This window comes from Rhizobium beringeri (assembly GCF_004306515.1).
In the GTDB taxonomy this organism is placed as follows: domain Bacteria; phylum Pseudomonadota; class Alphaproteobacteria; order Rhizobiales; family Rhizobiaceae; genus Rhizobium; species Rhizobium beringeri.
The window spans coordinates 712264-729761 of the sequence record NZ_SILG01000001.1; the positions used below are offsets into that span (position 1 = coordinate 712264).

The window sequence follows — 17498 nt, forward strand, 5'->3', positions numbered from 1 at the left end:
CCCCCGCCGCGATCGTCTGCACCAGCTCATCCACCTCCCGCGCCAGCCGCTCCAGCGGCAGGCCGACGAAGCGGCCTTCGAGGCTGATGCTGACGACGCCGTGCACGGCGCCGAACAAGGTGCGGGCGCGGATGGCGCGGTCTTCGGGGGGCATGTGGGGCTGCAGTTCGGCCAGCGGTTCGGCGATCACGTCCATCAGGAAGAGGTGCTCGTTCAGATGCCATTGCGGCGTCGGGCTCGATTCCGGCGGGAAGTGCTCGAACAGCGCCTTCCAGAGGTTCCGGTGTTCGACGGCGAAGCTTAGGTATCCCTGCGCCAGGTTGCGCAGCCGGTCGGTCGGGGGCCGGTCCTTGGCCTTATCAAGGGTGAGCCTCGCCTCCAGCGCCTTCAGCGTGGCGGAATTGACGTGGATGACGAGCTCGGCGAGGTCTGCAAAGACCGTATAGAGGCCGCCAAGCGCGCAGCCGGCATCCTGGGTGATGTCGCGGGCTCTGAGATTTGCCAGCCCGTCCCGGGCGATCCGCTCGCGCGCCGCCTCGATCAGCCGGGCCTTCAGGTCTTCGCGTTTTTCTTCTCGTCTGCCGGCCATTAACCATTCCACTTCGATTTTTTGAACGTCGTTCAAAATTTATCTTGAACGACGTTCATGATTCTGGCATAACACCTCTCGTGAACAACGTTCATAAACCGGAGGAAGGAAATGTTCAAACTGATTTCCATTTTGTTGCGGGGCAGGGCGCATGATGCCGAACAGGCTTTCGCCGACTGCCACGCCGTGCCGCTGCTTTCCCAGCAGATCCGCGATGCCGCCCAGTCGATCCAGTCGGCCCGCCGCAGTGTCGCGGTCGCCATCGCCCAGAACGAACAGGAGAAGGTGCAGCACGCGACGATCGTTGCCCGCATCACCGATCTCGAAATCCGCGCTTCCGCGGCGCTGACCAAGGGCAATGAGGGCCTGGCCCGCGAGGCTGCCGAGGCGATCGCCTATCTCGAAGCCGAGCGTGATGCATCGGAAAAGGCGCAAGCCCAGTTCACAGGGGCGATCGACAAGCTGAAGGGCATCGTCCGTGCCTCCGAGGCGCGGCTGCAGGAGCTGCAGCGTGGCGAGCGGCTGGCCCGTGCCACGCAGGAGGCGCAGAAGCTTGATGTTGTCGTTGCCGGCCCGGGCCTGGCGACGCTCGACGATGCCGAAGAGACCCTGGCGCGCCTTCGCCTGCGCCAGAGCCAGAATGAGCTGACGGCCGCCGCCCTGAAGGACATGGAAGGCGCCATCCGCCCGGCCGGTATCATCGAAAAGCTTGCCAATGCCGGCTTCGGCGCGCCGCTGCGCTCATCCGCCGATGATGTGCTGGCGCGGCTGAAGAGCCGCATCACGCCTGCAGCTTAAAATTACATCCATCCATCCAACCATCCATCCATCGAACCATAGGGACCACTGATATGAACGACAGTTTCCAGAAACATTCCGCAAGCTGGGTCAGCTTCTCCTACATCTCCTTCGGCTCGGCCGCCTTCATGCTGGCGCTCGGCCTCTACATGATGCCGCTCGATCTCTGGGGCAAAGGCTATCTCGCCATGGGCATTCTGATGCTGGTGCAGACTACGGTGAATATCACCAAGACGCTGCGCGACAATGCCGAATCCGAGAAGCTGATCCGCAAGGTCGAGGATGCCCGCACCGAGAAACTCCTGGTCAAGTTCAATCGTAACGATGAAGATTGATCTTCGTTAACCGCACTGCAGAGTTGTTACGACACTCAACTTTTGCGTAACAACTCTGTGGCCTTCTCTGCCTGCCGAAAGAGGAACGAGCCCGTGCAACACAATCTGATGACCTCCAGGAAATTCGCGCCGCTGTTCTGGACCCAGTTCCTGACTGCCTTCAACGACAATTTCCTCAAGAACACCCTGGTGTTCCTCATTCTCTTCAAGATGTCGGCGAGTGAAGGTGCCGCCCTGGTGACGCTTGCCGGCGTTATCCTGATCGTACCCTTCCTGCTGCTCTCGGCGCTCGGCGGCGAACTCGCCGACAAGCACGACAAGGCCAAGATCGCCGAGCTGCTGAAGCGCTGCGAGATCGCGGTCGCCGCCCTTGCCGTCGTTGGCCTCGCCTTTTCCTCCATCTTCGTGCTGATGGCGGCGCTGTTCGGCTTCGGTGTCGTCTCAGCACTGTTCGGGCCGATCAAATACGGCATCCTGCCCGATCATCTCGAACGCCGCGACCTGCCGAAGGCCAATGCCTGGATCGAGGGCGGCACCTTCATCGCCATCCTCGCCGGCACGATCATCGCCGCCTTCGCCTTCTCAGGCGGCGACAATGTGCTGATCTTCGGCACGATGATGATGGGGCTTTCGGTGCTCTGCTGGCTGGCCAGCCGGATGATCCCGCCCACCGGCTCCAAGGCGCCGGATCTCGAAATCGACCGCAATGTCATCCGCTCCAGCTACACCCTCGTCGTGGAAATCCGCGCCGATAAACGGCTGTGGCGTTCGGCGCTGATGAACTGCTGGTTCTGGCTGGTCGGCGCCTTCGTTCTCTCCATCCTGCCGACCATGGTGACCGAGCTGCTCGGCGGCTCCGAGCTCGTCGTGCCGGCCTATCTCACCGTCTTTGCCATCGCCGTCGCCGTCGGTTCGGCGATTGCCGCCTGGATGTCCTCCGGCCGCATCGTGCTGCTGCCGGCCCCGGTCGGCACGGCGCTGCTTGGCCTCTTCAGCCTCGATCTCGCCTGGAACCTCTGGGGCTTGGCTTCGGTGAGCCATGCGACGACGATCGCCACCTTCTTCGCCGGAGAGAATACCATCCGCGTCGCTATCGATCTCGCCGGCATGGCGATAGCAGGCGCCTTCATCGCCGTGCCGACCTTCGCCGCGCTGCAGACCTGGGCGCATGAGGATCGCCGCGCCCGCGTCATCGGCGCCGCCAATGTGCTGTCCGCCCTGTTCATCACCGTCGGCCTCGGCCTCGTTGCCGCCGTCCAGGCGATGGGCGCTTCCATTCCTCAGATTCTGATCGGCCTCGGCATCATCAATTTCGCCGTTGCATGGCTGATGCTGAAGACGCTGCCGACCAATCCCTTCCGCGATTTCATCTCGATCCTGTTCCGCGCCTTCATGCGCCTCGAGGTCGAGGGGCTGGAGAATATCAAGAAGGCCGGCCGCGCGCCGATCATCGCGCTGAACCATGTCAGCCTGCTCGACGGCGCCTTGGCGCTTGCCATCACCGAGGAAGAGCCCACCTTCGCCGTCGATTACAAGATCGCCCAGGCCTGGTGGGTGCGCCCCTTCCTGAAAATGTGCAAATTCCTGCCGCTCGACCCGACAAAGCCGATGGCGACGCGCTCGCTGATCAAGGTGGTGCAGGACGGCAACTCGATCGGCATCTTCCCCGAGGGCCGCCTGACGGTGACCGGCACGCTGATGAAGGTCTATGACGGTGCCGCCATGGTCGCCGACAAAACAGGCTCGATGGTCGTGCCGGTGAAGATCGATGGGCTGGAGAAGAGCTATCTCTCCTATCTCGATAACGGCAAGATCCGCCGCCGGCTGTTCCCCAAGGTCAAGGTCACCATTCTCGAGCCGGTGAAGCTCGAAGTGCCGCCAGAGCTGAAAGGCCGCAAGCGCCGCACGGCGGCGGGGGCAGCACTTTATCAGGTGATGTCGAACCTGCTGTTCCAGACCGCCGATACCTCGTCGACCGTGCTCGACCGCGTCATCCAGGCCGGCCACGAATTCGGCATGGGCAAGCTTGCCGTCGAAGATCCGGTCACCGGCCGGCTGACCTATGGCAAGCTCCTGACCGGGGCTGCCGTGCTCGGCGCCAAATTCCGCGCCCGCTTCCCGGAACAGAACCTCGGCGTCATGCTGCCGAATGCCAATGGTGCCGCCGCCACGCTTCTCGGCGTGATGAGCGCGGGCAAGGTGCCGGCGATGCTGAACTTCACCGCTGGTGCCGCCAATATCCTCTCCGCCTGCAAGGCCGCCGAAGTCAAGCATGTGCTGACCTCGCGCGCCTTCGTCACCCAGGCTAAGCTCGGTGCCGTGATCGAGGAGATGGAAAAGCAGGTGACGATCGTCTGGCTCGATGATCTCAGGGCCGAAATCTCACTCAAGGACAAGATCCTTGGGTTTCTCAGGAAGGCGCGGCCGCTGGTGAAGCGTAAGCCGGATGATCCGGCGGTGATCCTCTTCACCTCAGGCTCCGAGGGCACGCCGAAGGGCGTGGTGCTCACCCACCGCAACATCCTGTCGAACGCCGCCCAGGCCGCTGCCCGCATCGATTTCCACAGCGGCGACAAGGTGTTCAACATCCTGCCGGTGTTCCATTCCTTCGGGCTGACGGCCGGCACCGTGCTGCCGCTGATCTCCGGCGTGCCGGTCTATTTCTATCCGTCGCCGCTGCATTACCGCATCGTGCCGGAGCTGATCTATGTCTCCAACGCCACGATCATCTTCGGCACCGATACCTTCCTCAACGGCTATTCGAGGACGGCGCATCCTTACGACTTCCGCTCGATCCGCTATATCTTCTCCGGCGCCGAGCCGGTGAAGGCCTCGACCCGCCAGACCTATATGGAAAAATTCGGCCTGCGCATCTTGGAAGGTTACGGCGTCACCGAGACTGCGCCGGTCATTTCCATCAATACGCCGATGTACAACAAGTCGGGCACGGTCGGCAAAATCCTGCCGGGCATGGAATGGAAGCTCGAACCGGTGCCCGGCATCGATGAGGGCGGCCGGCTGCATGTGCGCGGCGCCAATGTCATGGCCGGCTACCTCCGCGCCGAAAAGCCGGGCGTGCTCGAGCCGCTGGTCGACGGCTGGCACGATACCGGCGACATCGTCACCATCGACGAGGACGGTTTCGTCAAGATCCGCGGCCGCGCCAAACGCTTCGCCAAGATCGGCGGCGAAATGATCTCGCTCGCCGCAGTCGAGACGCTCGCTGCCGAGCTCTGGCCGGGCGCGCTCTCGGTCGTCTCCTCGCTGCCCGACGCCAAGAAGGGCGAGCGCCTGGTGCTCCTTACCGACGCGCCCACCGCCACCCGCACCGAATTCCTCGCCTTCGCCAAATCCAAGGGCGCCATGGACATGATGGTGCCGGCCGAGGTCAATATCGGCAAGGTGCCGGTGCTCGGCTCCGGCAAGGTGGATTTCGTCGCGGCGCGGAAGCTGGCGGAGACTGCGGTGCAGGCGGGGGAGGCGGCGTGAGCGTCGGCCGCCTATGAGATCGCGAACTGCCCCTCATCCGGCTGCCGCCACCTTCTCCCCGCAGGCGGGGAGAAGGGACATGCCGCGCCGGCTTTCCCCAACCTCGACGCCGCGTTTGGCACGTCCCCTCGCCCCGTTTACGGGGAGAGGGCTAGGGTGAGGGGCAGCGCCCGGCACAAACCGGACAGCATCGGCCCCCGCATCTCAAACAAACCGTCCGTTACTTCTGTTCGGGCGCCAAAAACTCGGCGCAATAGGAAGGACCGTCCACGCCCGGGATGTCGGCGACGGTGCGGATGTCGCGGATGGTGTAGTCGGAGCTGGTGGTGATTTCGGCCTGGCAGCGCAGATAGGCGGTGCGGGCGGAGGAAATCTGCTTGCCGCGCTTGCCGTCGGCGCCTTCGGCATATTTCGCCGGAATGCGCACGGTCTTGTAGCCGCCGCGCCAGGTATAGACGGTGGTCGAGCCTTGCTCGCTGTCGCTGATCGGCGGCCCGTAGGCGGCAAAGAAGATGCCGGCCGATTTGCCGACCCAGCGGGCCTCGATCGGATTGCCGGCGGAAGGAATGGTCGTGCATCCGGCAAGCGCAATTGCAAGCCCGGCCGCGGTCATGGTGCGGAAATTCATCGTGTCGTCCCTGATCTCAAGCGCATTGGCTGCGAAGCCGCCGTCGCAGCGGTTTCGCCTGTCCCGTCTGCCCTTTAGCGCGGAACCTGGCAAAAGAAAATTGCTCCTTTGAGACTTCCGTTCGATTTGCGAGAGGTGTGGCTTTTTGCTGCAGCCGCTGACCTCCCGACCTGTCACAACCCCGTCAAAAAATCCGCCGGCTTTTTGGAATTTGGTGCTTGTGCAACCAGATAGGCTGTTCTATAGAAGCGCCGCTGGTCACGGAGTGTAGCGCAGTCTGGTAGCGCACCACGTTCGGGACGTGGGGGTCGAGTGTTCGAATCACTCCACTCCGACCAGCTAGAAACCCCGCTCCGGCGGGGTTTTTCGTTTGTGTCGCTGCTATGCCGATTTTTGCCTGCGACCAGCTCTCCCCGTAGTGAACGCCGCGCCAACGTTGGCTTGGTGATCCGGGTGGTGATGGCCATAGGTCTTCTCCAGCGTCTCCAGGGAAGTCAAGCAGGCTTTTTGGTCGGCGCCGGCCGGGTAGGGGCCATCGAATGGAACCAACCGCGGCCAGCGCCGTTGTACGCGAGGGAGTCCCACCATGAGCAACGCCTGGCAGGCGCAAACGAGATGGTGATGGTCCTCCCAGGAGAACGCACATGGATCTCACAACCCTTCTCATCATCGTTGTGATACTTCTTTTGCTAGGCGGCGGCGGCTGGTACGGCCGGGGACGCTGGTATTAAACGACGGTCGACGTGGCACGCATCACTGGGTTGACGAGCGCTCCGGCTAACTGAGCGCGGCGGGACGGGCCCAATGCGGTTCGATTGCGGTACGGCAATGATTGGCAACGATTGAGCGAAACAGAACGTGTTTTAGCGTCACGTTCGAACGCGAAAAAGCCCGGCAGTGCAGGGGTTTTGAGATTGTTCTCGTTGTTTGGGACGTCGGAGTCGAGTGTTCGAAATCACTCCACTCCGACCAGCTAGAGACCCCGCTTTGGCGGGGTTTTTCGTTTCTGCTGATCTCAGCCAAAATTCCCCAGGATTTCACCGTAGCGAGTTCAACCGGCCGAAAGCCCATCCTTCCTCTGGTTATAATTTTTCTGCAGGAAAGTTATAACCGAGGCGCGGCTGGCGGAAGCTCGGTGCATCGGCATCGCATGAATCAAGTTCGAGCGCCGCTCTGGATTTCACCATCATCTATGTTAGCATCGACGGCCTGCGTGACTGGCGATGAAGGTGGATACCACCGGGGAGCGTGGGAGTTTGGCCGCTCGCCTGGGCATCTGGATCATGTTTGAGAAGGTGCCCCATGTCGTCCCATATCGAAAGTGAACGGCTTTCGAATTTTCTAGCCGAACTTGATCAACTCACGAATTGGGAGCGCCGACCGCGCGGCGATATGCGGGTCGATTTGGAGCCGATGCGCGATCTCGCTCGTCGGCTTGGCAATCCCCAGAACGGCTTCCGTATCGTCCATGTGGCAGGCACCAAGGGCAAAGGCTCAACTTGCGCCCTGATCGAAGCGGGTCTTGCGCAAGCGGGGTTTTCCGTCGGGCGATATGCCTCGCCGCATGTCATGCACATCACCGAGCGGGTCAGCATTGATGGCCGTTCGGTCGGCGAGGAGCGCCTGGCGGACGCGCTTGGGGCAGCGCTGGCGGCATTCAAAGACGCAAGGCGGGAGGCGACGGACGGGCAGAGAGCGACCTGGTTCGATATTCTGACGGTCTCGGCCTTGCTGATCTTCAGGTCTGAAGGGGTAGAGTGGGCCGTTCTCGAAACCGGACTTGGAGGGCGGTGGGACTCAACCAATATCGTTCAAAGCGATGTCGCGGTTATCACCAATATCGATCTTGAGCACACCGAAATTCTCGGCAAAACCCGCGCGGCCATTGCCTTCGAGAAGGCAGGAATCATAAAGCGCGGCGCGACTGTCGTCACACTCCTGCCGCAGGCGGACGAGGCAGGTGCTGTCGTATCCGCCCGGGCAGCAGAACTCGGCTGTGCCTTGCGACGCCCCACCGTGCCGGCCGATGCAACGATTGAGCAGCGGAATGTTGCCCTGGCGGGCGCGGTTCTGGATGTCCTCGGGAAAATGGGCGTGATGACAAAGGGCGCAAGCGCGATGTCGGAGCCTCTTGGAGAACAGCTCCTCAATCCCTCGACGATCGAAGCTGCCCGCCTGCCGGGACGGTTCGAAAAGTTGGCGGTCAACGTCACCATCGGCGGCGACAATGCCAAGGTCAATGTGGTGCTGGACGGCGCTCATGTTCCCTTCAACCTTGCTGCGGTTCTGCGTGACCTCTGGCATGAAGAAAAGTACCGCGCTCCTTGCATTGCCGTCATGTCAATCGCGGACGACAAGGACGCAGCAGGCTTGCTGTCGACGATGACGCGCCACGATATATCGATCATCTTCACCACCGTGGGCGCCAGATCGCTTTCGCCGGAACAGCTGAAGACGATTGCCGACACCCTTGGCCTGCTGAGCATCGTCATCCTCGACCCGCTCGAAGCCTATCAAGAAGCACTGGCAGGGGCCACGGAATCGGGCGCCTGGGTTCTCGTGACGGGATCGCTTTATCTCGTCGGCATCATCCGTGCGGCGTGAGCTTGATCGGGTGTGAATGACGCCATTCCGACCAGCTGGAAGCCCCGCTCCGGCGGGTGAGCACGGTCGAGTTAGCCCGGATGCCGCAGCACCTGGCGGTCGAGCCTATTGGCTCGGAGCCCCAGCGCTCAACAGCACCCGCACCAATGCCGCCTGGCTGCCGACGCCGGGTTTGTCGAAGATCCGCTGTAGCTGGGTGCGCAACGTGTTGATACAGACCCCGAGCAGTTCGGAGGCGGCTGCGAGGTCATGGCCATCGATGATCAGGCGCGCAAGCCGGGTCTGCCGGCGAGAGGCCGAAGACCTCCCGCGCGCGCGGCATCATCGCCAAACCCTGCCCGCGTCCCGGGCCGTCCTCGCGCGTTGCGCGCTATGGATCAAAAAGGAGCCCCGTAGGGTGAGAATATCCCGTTGTGCTCAAGTCTTGGAAGGGACATGAGGAACCCCCCGTATTGGGGCGAGAGCGCTTCGCTCTCAAGCAGCAACTCCCGGTTCAGTGGTGCCGACAAGTCACTCTATCCCTTCAGTTCAATCATGTAATGCAATTTAATGACGCGGAAGACTTTGCCGCTAATAACCGTCATTGGCGCTTCGCGGACGCGATAACCATTGCTGGTCTGTCGTGTTCGTCTCCCGTGGACGGAACTGCTTTCATAGTTGGGCGTTTTTGTCAGTTAGATCGGGTACTGCTGGCATTCCGCCGGCACTGCCGAATGGGAGAAAAATCATGAGAACGATATTGATCGCGATAGGTGCGTTAACTGCTTTAGCCGGGTCTGCTTTTGCGGCCGAGCCTGCCAAGACGGTGGACACGAAAATGGGCAAGGTCTTGGCGACTGAAAAGGGCATGGTCCTTTACACCTTCGACAAAGATACAAAAGGCAAATCCAACTGCGATAAGGATTGCCTGAAGAAGTGGCCGGCGTTCCACGCCGGAGCCAAGGCCAAGGCAGAAGGCGAATGGACTCTAGTCAAAGCTGCGGATGGCAAAGAGATGTGGGCCTATGAGGGCAAGCCGCTCTACACCTATGTCGAGGATAAGAAAGCCGGTGAAGCCAACGGCGATGGCGTTGGGGGAGTTTGGCACGCGGCCAAATAGCTGAACCGGCGACCGTTTGAACGGGCGGTCGTCGGATCGCCTTGAACCGCAAGACCGACCTCTGGAACTACATATCCCTTCTCTACGGCTTTCGCCGACATCCCCGGCCTCCGCCGAATGCTGCACCATTCCTTGCGACATCATCTACTAGATTCCAAATGCTGGTCAGAAGCAGGGATCGGGGACGCAGTGTCGGTAACAATCATCCGACCGGAACGCGGTGGAGAAGAAGCCGCGGCCGATGGAACGTGCGGTGCTGTGCTGCTCTCAGCCGCCGACTGTGATTTCACCATCCGCAACACGTTTGACAAATATCTTCAAACCTTCATGCCTGAGTTTCTTCCAACCGCCGTCGGAAACCATTGATTTAGCCAGATCGGCAAACCCCTTGGTGAGGTAGGGAACCTGCGATGCCGGTCGTTTGCCGAGCGCTTGAATCAAGCAGTCAGTTCTTGGCGGGGACGAGAACGTGTTTCCTGAACGTTGCATGCCGATCTCCACATGATCTGTGCCGTCTGGAAATCTGATCGTCCCATAGCCGCACTTGGCCGCCGCATTCACTTCGGTCTTGGAGAGCTTGTCTTGCAGAACAAATGACAGCTGGCTGAAACTGTTGTCGGTGTAGTCGAACTGACCCAGTATGATGAAGTCCAGCTCGTTCTGCCCCTTCTTGGCGCCCTTGATCTTGCCAAAGAAGTCGGAATTCACCTTGGTGTCTTTGCCTGTCGTCAGGGCGAGCATTTCGCCCAGCTTGATATAGGTCCTCGGTTTTGACGAAACGTCTTCGGTACCAGCCGCGGCGTTGCCCGAAGGCAGACTGGCGGCCTCCGGCTTGGCATAGGCGTCAGCGAAGGCTTGCAGTGTCGTCAGGTTGAGCGCTTGGGGAAGCGAACCGCTCTCGAACTTGCGGCAAGAGAGCGCGGCTTGCCGTGTTGCCTTGTCAGGCTTGCCCTCGACATTCCCTGGCTTGCAGCCCAAATGAGCCAGTTGCTGCTGCAACGTCTTGAGCAAAACTGCTTGTTCGGCGGAATAGTCGCCGACACCGCGGGTCACACTGACATTGCGGACATCGATGCCGATACCATCCGGCTGCACCACGTCAAACTGGGACGTATGATGGTCATAGTTCTTCCATTCATTGCCCCAACCCATCATCACCGGGCCGAGAATGAAGTTGAATGATTTTGGGTCGCGGTTTGATTGCGGCTCGCACTCGTTCGATTCCCAGCAATGCGGCGCCTGGTTGGTTGCTTCGCCTTCGGCGGCATAGATCACCTTGTTGTCGCAGCTTGCCGTAACCCATCCGCTCTCATCGTTTGCCCATCGGATTTTCAGCGAGAATCTCGCCCATTTGCCGAAATCTCCGGGTTTTTGGCACTGGCGGGCGAGAAAGTTCACGCCGTTGCGCGTGTCGGCTTTCAGCATGTAGATGAAATTGTGGATTGCCGGTCCTTCCCAGGACGCGAGACGCAAATGGCTGTCCCAGCCATCGGGATAAAAGCCATTTGCGGAGTTGTTTTGCCAGCCTTTGTAGGCAAAAGTCGGATCGAGCCGGAAATCAAACTTGTATTCGACGCTTTCGCCAACCCTCATGTCTCGCGTATAGCGAATCGTTGAGCGGACGTTGCCATTGCGACAATCATTTTCGCCGCGTCCATCTCCATAGTCGACATTGGAACACTGACGGTCGAATATCTCAAACCGGGTCACGCCGTCCTTGACCTCCGGTCTGACCGATCCGTTGAACTTGTGGCGCTCAAAACCTTTGGGAAGCGGATCGGCAGTCGCTGCTGCGTGGGGCACAAAAACCATAAGCGCGCCAACCGCCAGTCCAACGATGGGATTTTTCAGCATAGCTCCCCCTCCAAATCGGACTCCAACCATATCACGATCTCTTTTGGAGGGTCGGGTTTAGATCAGGTTCAGATCGGTGCGTGAGGCGCTGCGGCCACGAGCAGGCGCCGCGGTCAAAGCTGCCAAGGCTTGTGCTTCCGAGCAGGCGCGACGGGCGTTTATAACGGCAGCCAGGGCGAGCGACATCAAGTGCGGCTCGTCATCGGCGATGGTTCGGATCATTCCGACCGGAACGCGGCGGGAAGATCGACAGCGACGTCAAGCGGTTGGAAATGCCGCAAGTTTTCCGTAATAACAGTGAGGTCATAGGCGCGCGCGGTCGCCGCGATAATGAGATCGCCAAGGCCGGGATGACGGCCATGGCTCGCGGCTTCATCTTCGAGGGCGCCGACGATCCGCGCGACAACGGTATCCATCGGCAATATCCGATCCCCGAAACTGTCGGTGATCAAGTCCAGCCATGCCGAAAGGCGCTTTGCCCGCTCGATCCCGCCGCGACGGTGAAGGCTCCGCATTCCCTTCTCGATCTCAGCGACGGATAGAGCCGACAGAAACAGGCTATCGGCTTCGCCCTGCTCACGAAACCATGCCCGCACCGGATCGGACGGCGGCACCTTGCCCGGCGCGAACTTCGAAATGATGTTCGTGTCGAGAAGGTAGGCGGTCACAGATCGATATCGCGCATTTTCGATGGGTTCCGCTCCAGCTCGACCCCGCCGGGAAACGTCAACAGGAAATCCCCGAAATTCGGCCGTGGTTTCTTCAAAGCCCTTTTCGCCGCCTCGGCCGCTTCGACGGACACAAGCACGGCAGCCGGCTTTCCGTGCCGCGTGATCGTCACGAATTCCCCGTTTGCCGCTTCATCGACCAGACCGGCGAAACCGGCCTTTGCCTCTGCCACGCTGATTGTAGACATCGCTGCCCCGCTTTAAATGACCATATATGGTCAAAATAGACATTGGCGCCGACGGAATCAAGTGGAGGATTTTCCAAGGGTGCAGCGGCTCCGCATGGATCAAGTTCGAGCCTGAACGAATGGCCCAACCAGAGGCCGGCGGTCGCGCCTATTGGCTCGGAGCCCCGGCGCTCAACAGCGCCCGCACCAATGCCGCCTGGCTGCGCACGCCGGTTTTGTCGAAGATGCGCTGTAGCTGGGTGCGCAACGTGTTGACACTGACCCCGAGCAGATCGGCGGCGGCTGCGAGGTCGTGGCCATCGACGATCAGCCGAGCAAGCCGGGTCTGCGCCGGCGAGAGGCCGAAGACCTCCCGCGCGCTCGCGATCCGGCGCACCAGCGTCTCGGCGTCGTCGAAGGAGACCAGCGTCTTGCCGTCCTCGAGCAGAACCCAGCAGTGGAGCGGAATCCCCGCCGCGTCTTCGCCGAGCGCCACCGCCCAGGCCTGCTTCGGCGCGATGTTCAGCGGCCTCTGGCTCTGCAGCTCGCGGAACGCCAGGCGCACGGCCTCGCGCAGCGCAGGGTCGCGTTCGCGCTGCCGGGCACGCAGGCGGCCAGCGGCGACGGCGAGCCCGGGATGGTCATGCATCCGCTCCCGCGCCAGCCGGTTCGTCCAGAGAATCCGCGCGTCTGCGTCGACCTCGATCAGCGGGCAGTTCGCCTCCTCGACGCTGCTCTCCATCATCACCATGCAGCCGATCTTCCAGGCGCCGTCGATCCGGTGGAGGATCCGCAGCTGGCGCTTGCGATCCTCGCCGGTGTCGCTGCCGATCTGATCGAAGGTCATCCAGGCCATGTTGCCGTCGACGACGATGTTGACCTTTTCCCAGCGGACGCGCTCCGAAAAGGCGTGTTTCTCCGGGAATCGCTCGACGATCTTCTTGATCCGCGCGGCGATCGGGTCCCAGCCTTCGTCCACCCGGACGCCGAGCGAGGCGAAGTATTCCATCCGCCGGGTCTGCGGCGACTGCACCCAGTGGCTCGCCAGCGCCTCGAAGTCGCGCTGCAGCCAGGCCTCGGTTTCGGCGCGGATCACCGCCATGATCGCCGCCCGGTCAGCCTCGCTGTCGTCCATCGCGCGGTCCCCCGTGACAACGGATCGCAGCATAGCATGATCGGTCTGTCGGAGCATGGCGGCACCTCATGCCTTGATGACGCCGGCCAGAAGCAGCGTCACGCCGGCGGTTGTTGCGATCAGCCCGAGTAACCGAAGCCTCAGGCGCGGCAGGGTGATCTGATTTCGGTAGTATCGATCCTCGGCCGCGGCGCCCATCTGCGTCGGGCGGCGGCGGTTTAGCATGTGCGCGGCGACCAGACTCTGAAGGTCCATTGTGTTGCCTCCTGGTTCGGGCTTCATCTGCCGCATTCTCGCACGCATCCGAGCCGTGCTCTGTCATGCAGACGGAGGACATCGGGCTCGGCGCCCGGCTGGCGAACGAAGAATCATCTCAACCGGAACGAGTCCCGTCGTGATTCGTTGAGTCGCGTATTTCCAGCGTGAGGGGATGCATCATGAGCAGGCGACGAAGGTTCAAGCCGGTGAAGATCACCATCAATGGCAAGGTGAGGACGGTCTATAATGTCGTTCAGGCCGGCAACACTTTGCTGAACGACTGGCCCGAGCAGACGCCGGCGGCCAAGGCGGCCGAACGGCTTGTGCTTGACGTGTTCAACGATGCCGCCGGACCCGAGCAGGTGCGCCGCGCATTCATCACCGCGGCCAAGGCGAGCGACATCAAGTTCAGCTCCTGAGCGGCGGTGTTGGCAAAAGCCCTGGCTCACTTCCATGACACATGTTCCTGGTTTCGCAGATCCCGGGTTTTGAACTGCGCCTCCATCCAGCCGGCCGAGACGATCGCCGCGAGGAAGCCGAAGGTGAGGCAGGCGATTGCCTGGGTCCGCCACGAGACGAAGGTGACCGGCGCCGGGGTGGTGGACTTTTCCACGCATTCGCCTGGCGGGCAGGCGCAGCCGGAAAAGGCCTTGATCAGGCAATCGCTCATGCTGCGCCGCCTTTCACCGTGTCGATGGCGGCGAGGATCTTCTGGTGAAGCGGGCAGCCGTGATCGTCGCTGCCATCGAAAAAGCGTTCGGCCTCCACCAGCGCCTTCAGGAGATCGGGCGCCTCGGCGGTGAAGCGGGCCTTGGCGCGGGTCTTTTCGGCTGTCCCGGCCCGCCGGGCGGCAGGAAGGCTCTCCGTCGATGGTTCTGGTGCGGGATTGGCGGCAGACATCTCCGTTTCCCTCAGGCGTAAAGCTGATCGGTATCGGTGATGCCCATGATCTCGCGGGCATAGCGGTAATGCTCCGCGACGGAGGCGCTCGCACCGCGCAGCCAGGACGGGCCGCGGATTGAATGTTCGGGACGGCGGAGGAAGGCAAAGCCGAGGGCGCCCATGCGCTGGGCTTCGTTCGCCATATAGGCGCGGCAGTCGTGGGTCGTGCGCGCCGCATTCCAGCGGGCATCCCGCTTGCTCTCCTCGGTCTCGATATTGCGAATGTGCTGCATCGCCTGTCCTCTCGGGCCTCTGATCGGCTTGTGAGGGAAAGGTATATATAATACCTTATCGCGTCAACTACGAAAGGTATAAAAAATACCTCATAGATTGACGAGGTACGAATCATAGGCGTATGTCTTGATCAAGTGATTGGGCGACCGGGTGCAACTCCCGAGCTGACGAAGCCCAGCGGCGCGGGAAGCGAAAGTCCTTAAGTGCGCTGTCAGAAAATCAGGACGAGGGCGAAGCGAATGGCCCCTCTGGCACGTGTCCCATCCCGGCTCCGGCCTTCAGGACTTGGCCAATGCTCTCCCGGCTTCATGGGCTTTGCTCATGGGGTAGGGGGAAGCTTTGGCCGGAACCCTCCCTCACCAGCCTTCAGGAACCTTCTCCTCCTAAGCTGAAGAGAGAGGAATGAGAACTGAAGTTGGAGTATGATGCCACGAGAAAAAAGGAGGCCGGCGATGCGCAGCGAAATCGAAATCACCGACGAAGTGATCGAGGCAGGCCTGGATGCGATCACCGAATTCTACGATCCATGGGAGGAGAAGCTGCCGAAGGACATGTTCCCCGCGGCCATTCGGTCCATCCTGGTGGCGGTGTCGAGGGTGGTGCGCGAACGGCATCCGGAGCATCCGCAATTTGTGGTTTCAGAGGATGAATCCTCCCGATACCCCTCGTGATCCCAGGCTAGAGGATCGGCGAGCTCAGGAGCGAAATCCTACAGGCCGTACATCTCCCGCGCGGCACTGTAGGCCAGGAGCAGCACCGCTATCGTGACGATATAGAAATTCTCCCGGCGCGTGAGGAAGGGCGTATCATCCTGTTTTACCTATTGAAATATGATTGATTCGCGGCATTATTTCCGAGCCTTGAGCTCTCATCCCTACATCTCGATGATCGATCGGCGGACGCGGCCGACGATGGTGACGGCGCCCTGGAATTCCGGCGGCGGCACGTCCTCGTAGGACGCCGGCTGGAAGGGCGGGTTGTCGTTCGGGCGATAGCGCTTGTAGGTAGCGGCCCCCGTTTCGTCGGCGACGACATAAAGCGCGTTCGGCGCCAGGCGCTTGTCGCGCAGATTGACGAAGATGATCGAGCCGGGCGGCGAGATCTTGTTCATCGAATTGCCTTCGACCTCGAGCGCGATCCATTCGCCATCGGGAAGATCGAGGGCGGCGACCGTCGGGAATTCCGAGAAGTCGGTGATCGGCGCCTGCTCGCTCAGCTGGCCGGCGCTGACCCAGGAGATCTTCGGCACATCGGCGACGGAGACCGGCAGCTCATCCGGATCGAGCGCATTGCCGGTGCCGAACTGCAGCCAGTTGAGATTGACCTTGAAAGCGCGGGCATACTTCTTCGCGTCAGCTATGCCGAAGCCGTTGCGGCCGGATTCATGCGCCTTGTAGACATTCGCATTCCAGCCGAACCGATCGACGATCGCCTTCGGCCCGGCAAAGCCAGCATTCTTCCTGGCCATGACGAGGCGCTTTGCGCGTTCTTCGCGTTCAAATTGTTCCTGATCTTTCAACATGATATAAAAAATACCCTAAAATAAGGTACATGTCATGCCCTAATGTGCTTGACATAACGGGTATTAATTGTACCCTAATCGCCATGACAAACACCGACATCATCAACAACGGGCGAGCCTTTCGGATTTTACCGGCCTGCGCGCCGCGTCCCGCGGCGAGGGAGACCGCGGCGAGGGAGACCATGGCATGAGGTTCACCATCTCAAGCGAAGAGAAGCTCGCCATGGACGTCATGCCGACCGGCGTCGTCATTCACCGGCCGCAAGGCCCAAGGGGAGGGCGGATGTCTGCGATATCAGTTCGCAACGAGGATATCCCCTTCCTCGCCAAGGCCCTGCAGCAGGTGCTGAATGCCAACCGGGAGGTGGAGTCGCTATGACCATCTCCACCGCAACACCCGCCGGCGAGTTCCAGCGCCGCAGCGCCCGCTACACCGGCTGCCCGATCTGCGGCAAGGCGCTGTCGATTGCCGAGGTGATCGAGCGCCACTGCGAGAATTGCGATCGGCCGACGCGCCCGGAAGAGATCAGCGAGACCATGATCCCGCCCGGCGCTCTTGTGATCACCAACCCCGATAGCCCAGCCCCTCCCTGACGGCTATCGGTGGCTGGCGTCGCCGCCCTCCCTCGGCGACGCCAGCATCCCCGGGCGCGGCATGCCGTGCCCCCGGCACGACGATGTCGTGCCCGACCAGGCGGCGGCCTGGCAGACGACCGGAGCCTTTGCTCCCAGAGCCGGGGCTCCGGTCGTCATCCGTGAAAAATCAAAGACGTTGTTGGCACCCGCTTCGGCGGCAACGGCGGACCGCGTTCGCGGGAAAGAAGGATCAAGCGATGAGCATCCAGCTCAAGGCCGCCTCGGCGCAGCAAGGCACTGATATGAACGCGCTCGAGCTCTTCCGCACCGGCCGGGATTATATCGAAATCGCTGCCATCCTCGGGGTGTCTGTGCCGTCTGTCGAAACCGAGATCCACACGCTTCGAAGCGCCGAGAAGGGCGACACCGCCCAGCAGGACCATGCCGGCTCGGAGATCCGGCGGTTTCCCCGCCGCACCGCAAGGCCCGGCGCCCCGGTCAATTTTGCCGGCGGGCGACGGAGGCTGCGGGTTTGAAGAG

General features: G+C 61.5%; 21 protein-coding genes, 1 tRNA gene, 1 pseudogene and 1 riboswitch. Of the genes and pseudogenes, 11 read left to right on the forward strand and 12 right to left on the reverse strand.

Annotation, left to right across the window (positions count from 1 at the left end; genetic code table 11):
* On the reverse strand, window positions 1–589 hold a 589-nt coding region (locus ELH03_RS03610; protein ID WP_130806789.1), incomplete at its 3' end, for a TetR/AcrR family transcriptional regulator.
* Between the two features lie 111 nt (window positions 590–700).
* On the opposite strand from ELH03_RS03610, the gene ELH03_RS03615 reads away from it, so the two are divergent.
* The 3 genes from ELH03_RS03615 (at window position 701) to ELH03_RS03625 (ending at window position 5211) form a co-directional block, all read left to right on the forward strand.
* The gene (locus ELH03_RS03615; protein WP_128403150.1) at window positions 701–1387 is read left to right on the forward strand and encodes a PspA/IM30 family protein; all 687 of its coding nucleotides are present in this window, start codon (window positions 701–703) and stop codon (window positions 1385–1387) included.
* 53 nt (window positions 1388–1440) lie between these two features.
* Window positions 1441–1722, forward strand: a complete 282-nt coding sequence (locus tag ELH03_RS03620) for a YiaA/YiaB family inner membrane protein (RefSeq protein WP_003546080.1) — start codon at window positions 1441–1443, stop codon at window positions 1720–1722.
* 93 nt (window positions 1723–1815) lie between these two features.
* Window positions 1816–5211: an acyl-[ACP]--phospholipid O-acyltransferase gene (locus ELH03_RS03625; RefSeq protein WP_130766033.1), complete on the forward strand. Its 3396-nt coding sequence runs from the start codon at window positions 1816–1818 to the stop codon at window positions 5209–5211.
* A gap of 220 nt (window positions 5212–5431) precedes the next feature.
* On the opposite strand, the gene ELH03_RS03635 is transcribed toward ELH03_RS03625, so the two are convergent.
* Window positions 5432–5839, reverse strand: a complete 408-nt coding sequence (locus ELH03_RS03635) for a hypothetical protein (protein ID WP_018495286.1) — start codon at window positions 5837–5839, stop codon at window positions 5432–5434.
* A gap of 261 nt (window positions 5840–6100) precedes the next feature.
* Between ELH03_RS03635 and ELH03_RS03640 the strand changes: the two genes are divergently transcribed.
* Together ELH03_RS03640 and ELH03_RS03650 are read left to right on the forward strand one after the other, a co-directional pair.
* Window positions 6101–6177, forward strand: a tRNA-Pro gene (locus ELH03_RS03640).
* Window positions 6178–7042: 865 nt separating this feature from the next.
* Window positions 7043–7120, forward strand: a riboswitch (ZMP/ZTP riboswitch).
* Window positions 7121–7141: 21 nt separating this feature from the next.
* Window positions 7142–8443: a bifunctional folylpolyglutamate synthase/dihydrofolate synthase gene (locus ELH03_RS03650; RefSeq protein ID WP_130766034.1), complete on the forward strand. Its 1302-nt coding sequence runs from the start codon at window positions 7142–7144 to the stop codon at window positions 8441–8443.
* A 105-nt stretch (window positions 8444–8548) separates the two neighbouring features.
* Here ELH03_RS03650 and ELH03_RS37830 read toward each other — a convergent pair.
* Window positions 8549–8756 (reverse strand): annotated as a pseudogene (locus tag ELH03_RS37830) (helix-turn-helix transcriptional regulator); the annotation flags it as partial.
* Between the two features lie 414 nt (window positions 8757–9170).
* On the opposite strand from ELH03_RS37830, the gene ELH03_RS03660 reads away from it, so the two are divergent.
* Window positions 9171–9542, forward strand: a complete 372-nt coding sequence (locus ELH03_RS03660; protein ID WP_018069172.1) for a COG4315 family predicted lipoprotein — start codon at window positions 9171–9173, stop codon at window positions 9540–9542.
* A gap of 267 nt (window positions 9543–9809) precedes the next feature.
* Here the strand turns inward: ELH03_RS03660 and ELH03_RS03665 are convergent, their stop codons facing one another.
* The 5 genes from ELH03_RS03665 to ELH03_RS03685 all read right to left on the reverse strand — a co-directional run bounded on the left by ELH03_RS03665 (window position 9810) and on the right by ELH03_RS03685 (window position 13681).
* The gene (locus tag ELH03_RS03665) at window positions 9810–11396 is read right to left on the reverse strand and encodes a hypothetical protein (RefSeq protein ID WP_128403154.1); all 1587 of its coding nucleotides are present in this window, start codon (window positions 11394–11396) and stop codon (window positions 9810–9812) included.
* Window positions 11397–11614: 218 nt separating this feature from the next.
* Entirely contained in the window at window positions 11615–12064 is a 450-nt protein-coding gene (locus tag ELH03_RS03670) for a type II toxin-antitoxin system VapC family toxin (protein WP_130766035.1), read from the reverse strand.
* Window positions 12061–12312, reverse strand: coding sequence for a type II toxin-antitoxin system Phd/YefM family antitoxin (locus ELH03_RS03675; protein ID WP_003546085.1), 252 nt, complete (start codon window positions 12310–12312; stop codon window positions 12061–12063). Before ELH03_RS03675 ends, ELH03_RS03670 begins: the two co-directional genes overlap by 4 nt.
* Window positions 12313–12460: 148 nt before the next feature.
* Window positions 12461–13483 carry a LuxR family transcriptional regulator gene (locus ELH03_RS03680; RefSeq protein ID WP_128403156.1) on the reverse strand — a complete coding sequence of 341 codons (1023 nt, stop codon included), beginning with the start codon at window positions 13481–13483 and terminating at the stop codon, window positions 12461–12463.
* A gap of 9 nt (window positions 13484–13492) precedes the next feature.
* Window positions 13493–13681: a hypothetical protein gene (locus ELH03_RS03685; RefSeq protein WP_128403157.1), complete on the reverse strand. Its 189-nt coding sequence runs from the start codon at window positions 13679–13681 to the stop codon at window positions 13493–13495.
* A gap of 182 nt (window positions 13682–13863) precedes the next feature.
* On the opposite strand from ELH03_RS03685, the gene ELH03_RS03690 reads away from it, so the two are divergent.
* Complete coding sequence (locus tag ELH03_RS03690; RefSeq protein WP_018069182.1) at window positions 13864–14103, forward strand: DUF982 domain-containing protein; 240 nt, start codon at window positions 13864–13866, stop codon at window positions 14101–14103.
* A 26-nt stretch (window positions 14104–14129) separates the two neighbouring features.
* Here ELH03_RS03690 and ELH03_RS03695 read toward each other — a convergent pair whose 3' ends face one another.
* From ELH03_RS03695 to ELH03_RS03705, 3 genes are read right to left on the reverse strand one after another with little or no spacing between them, the layout of a single operon-like run.
* The gene (locus ELH03_RS03695) at window positions 14130–14354 is read right to left on the reverse strand and encodes a hypothetical protein (protein WP_130658515.1); all 225 of its coding nucleotides are present in this window, start codon (window positions 14352–14354) and stop codon (window positions 14130–14132) included.
* A complete protein-coding gene (locus ELH03_RS03700; protein WP_128412538.1) occupies window positions 14351–14584 on the reverse strand; it encodes a hypothetical protein in 234 nt (77 codons plus the stop codon). The genes ELH03_RS03695 and ELH03_RS03700 overlap by 4 nt, the downstream gene beginning before the upstream one ends.
* An 11-nt stretch (window positions 14585–14595) precedes the next feature.
* Window positions 14596–14859, reverse strand: coding sequence for a hypothetical protein (locus ELH03_RS03705; RefSeq protein ID WP_033181197.1), 264 nt, complete (start codon window positions 14857–14859; stop codon window positions 14596–14598).
* 453 nt (window positions 14860–15312) lie between these two features.
* Between ELH03_RS03705 and ELH03_RS03710 the strand changes: the two genes are divergently transcribed.
* Window positions 15313–15531 (forward strand): hypothetical protein, encoded by a 219-nt coding sequence (locus ELH03_RS03710; protein WP_128403161.1) that lies wholly within the window; start codon window positions 15313–15315, stop codon window positions 15529–15531.
* Window positions 15532–15734: 203 nt separating this feature from the next.
* Here ELH03_RS03710 and ELH03_RS03715 read toward each other — a convergent pair whose 3' ends face one another.
* Complete coding sequence (locus tag ELH03_RS03715; protein WP_007627142.1) at window positions 15735–16382, reverse strand: S24 family peptidase; 648 nt, start codon at window positions 16380–16382, stop codon at window positions 15735–15737.
* A gap of 187 nt (window positions 16383–16569) precedes the next feature.
* On the opposite strand from ELH03_RS03715, the gene ELH03_RS03720 reads away from it, so the two are divergent.
* The 3 genes from ELH03_RS03720 (at window position 16570) to ELH03_RS03730 (ending at window position 17494) form a co-directional block, all read left to right on the forward strand.
* Window positions 16570–16761: a hypothetical protein gene (locus tag ELH03_RS03720; protein ID WP_028742847.1), complete on the forward strand. Its 192-nt coding sequence runs from the start codon at window positions 16570–16572 to the stop codon at window positions 16759–16761.
* Window positions 16758–16976 carry a hypothetical protein gene (locus ELH03_RS03725; RefSeq protein ID WP_128412540.1) on the forward strand — a complete coding sequence of 73 codons (219 nt, stop codon included), beginning with the start codon at window positions 16758–16760 and terminating at the stop codon, window positions 16974–16976. The genes ELH03_RS03720 and ELH03_RS03725 overlap by 4 nt, the downstream gene beginning before the upstream one ends.
* A 239-nt stretch (window positions 16977–17215) precedes the next feature.
* On the forward strand, window positions 17216–17494 hold the full coding sequence (locus tag ELH03_RS03730; protein WP_128403163.1) for a sigma-70 family RNA polymerase sigma factor: 279 nt from the start codon (window positions 17216–17218) through the stop codon (window positions 17492–17494).
* Window positions 17495–17498: the final 4 nt, after the last annotated feature.

Bases quoted from the DNA above. Each gene is read 5' to 3' on its own strand.
- ELH03_RS03615 (WP_128403150.1), top strand. From the start codon at position 701: ATGTTCAAACTGATTTCCATTTTGTTGCGGGGCAGGGCGCATGATGCC.
- ELH03_RS03620 (WP_003546080.1), top strand. From the start codon at position 1,441: ATGAACGACAGTTTCCAGAAACATTCCGCAAGCTGGGTCAGCTTCTCC.
- ELH03_RS03635 (WP_018495286.1), bottom strand. From the start codon at position 5,839: ATGAATTTCCGCACCATGACCGCGGCCGGGCTTGCAATTGCGCTTGCC.
- ELH03_RS03650 (WP_130766034.1), top strand. From the start codon at position 7,142: ATGTCGTCCCATATCGAAAGTGAACGGCTTTCGAATTTTCTAGCCGAA.
- ELH03_RS03660 (WP_018069172.1), top strand. From the start codon at position 9,171: ATGAGAACGATATTGATCGCGATAGGTGCGTTAACTGCTTTAGCCGGG.
- ELH03_RS03665 (WP_128403154.1), bottom strand. From the start codon at position 11,396: ATGCTGAAAAATCCCATCGTTGGACTGGCGGTTGGCGCGCTTATGGTT.
- ELH03_RS03675 (WP_003546085.1), bottom strand. From the start codon at position 12,312: ATGTCTACAATCAGCGTGGCAGAGGCAAAGGCCGGTTTCGCCGGTCTG.
- ELH03_RS03680 (WP_128403156.1), bottom strand. From the start codon at position 13,483: ATGCTCCGACAGACCGATCATGCTATGCTGCGATCCGTTGTCACGGGG.
- ELH03_RS03685 (WP_128403157.1), bottom strand. From the start codon at position 13,681: ATGGACCTTCAGAGTCTGGTCGCCGCGCACATGCTAAACCGCCGCCGC.
- ELH03_RS03690 (WP_018069182.1), top strand. From the start codon at position 13,864: ATGAGCAGGCGACGAAGGTTCAAGCCGGTGAAGATCACCATCAATGGC.
- ELH03_RS03695 (WP_130658515.1), bottom strand. From the start codon at position 14,354: ATGAGCGATTGCCTGATCAAGGCCTTTTCCGGCTGCGCCTGCCCGCCA.
- ELH03_RS03700 (WP_128412538.1), bottom strand. From the start codon at position 14,584: ATGTCTGCCGCCAATCCCGCACCAGAACCATCGACGGAGAGCCTTCCT.
- ELH03_RS03705 (WP_033181197.1), bottom strand. From the start codon at position 14,859: ATGCAGCACATTCGCAATATCGAGACCGAGGAGAGCAAGCGGGATGCC.
- ELH03_RS03710 (WP_128403161.1), top strand. From the start codon at position 15,313: ATGCGCAGCGAAATCGAAATCACCGACGAAGTGATCGAGGCAGGCCTG.
- ELH03_RS03715 (WP_007627142.1), bottom strand. From the start codon at position 16,382: ATGTTGAAAGATCAGGAACAATTTGAACGCGAAGAACGCGCAAAGCGC.
- ELH03_RS03720 (WP_028742847.1), top strand. From the start codon at position 16,570: ATGAGGTTCACCATCTCAAGCGAAGAGAAGCTCGCCATGGACGTCATG.
- ELH03_RS03725 (WP_128412540.1), top strand. From the start codon at position 16,758: ATGACCATCTCCACCGCAACACCCGCCGGCGAGTTCCAGCGCCGCAGC.
- ELH03_RS03730 (WP_128403163.1), top strand. From the start codon at position 17,216: ATGAGCATCCAGCTCAAGGCCGCCTCGGCGCAGCAAGGCACTGATATG.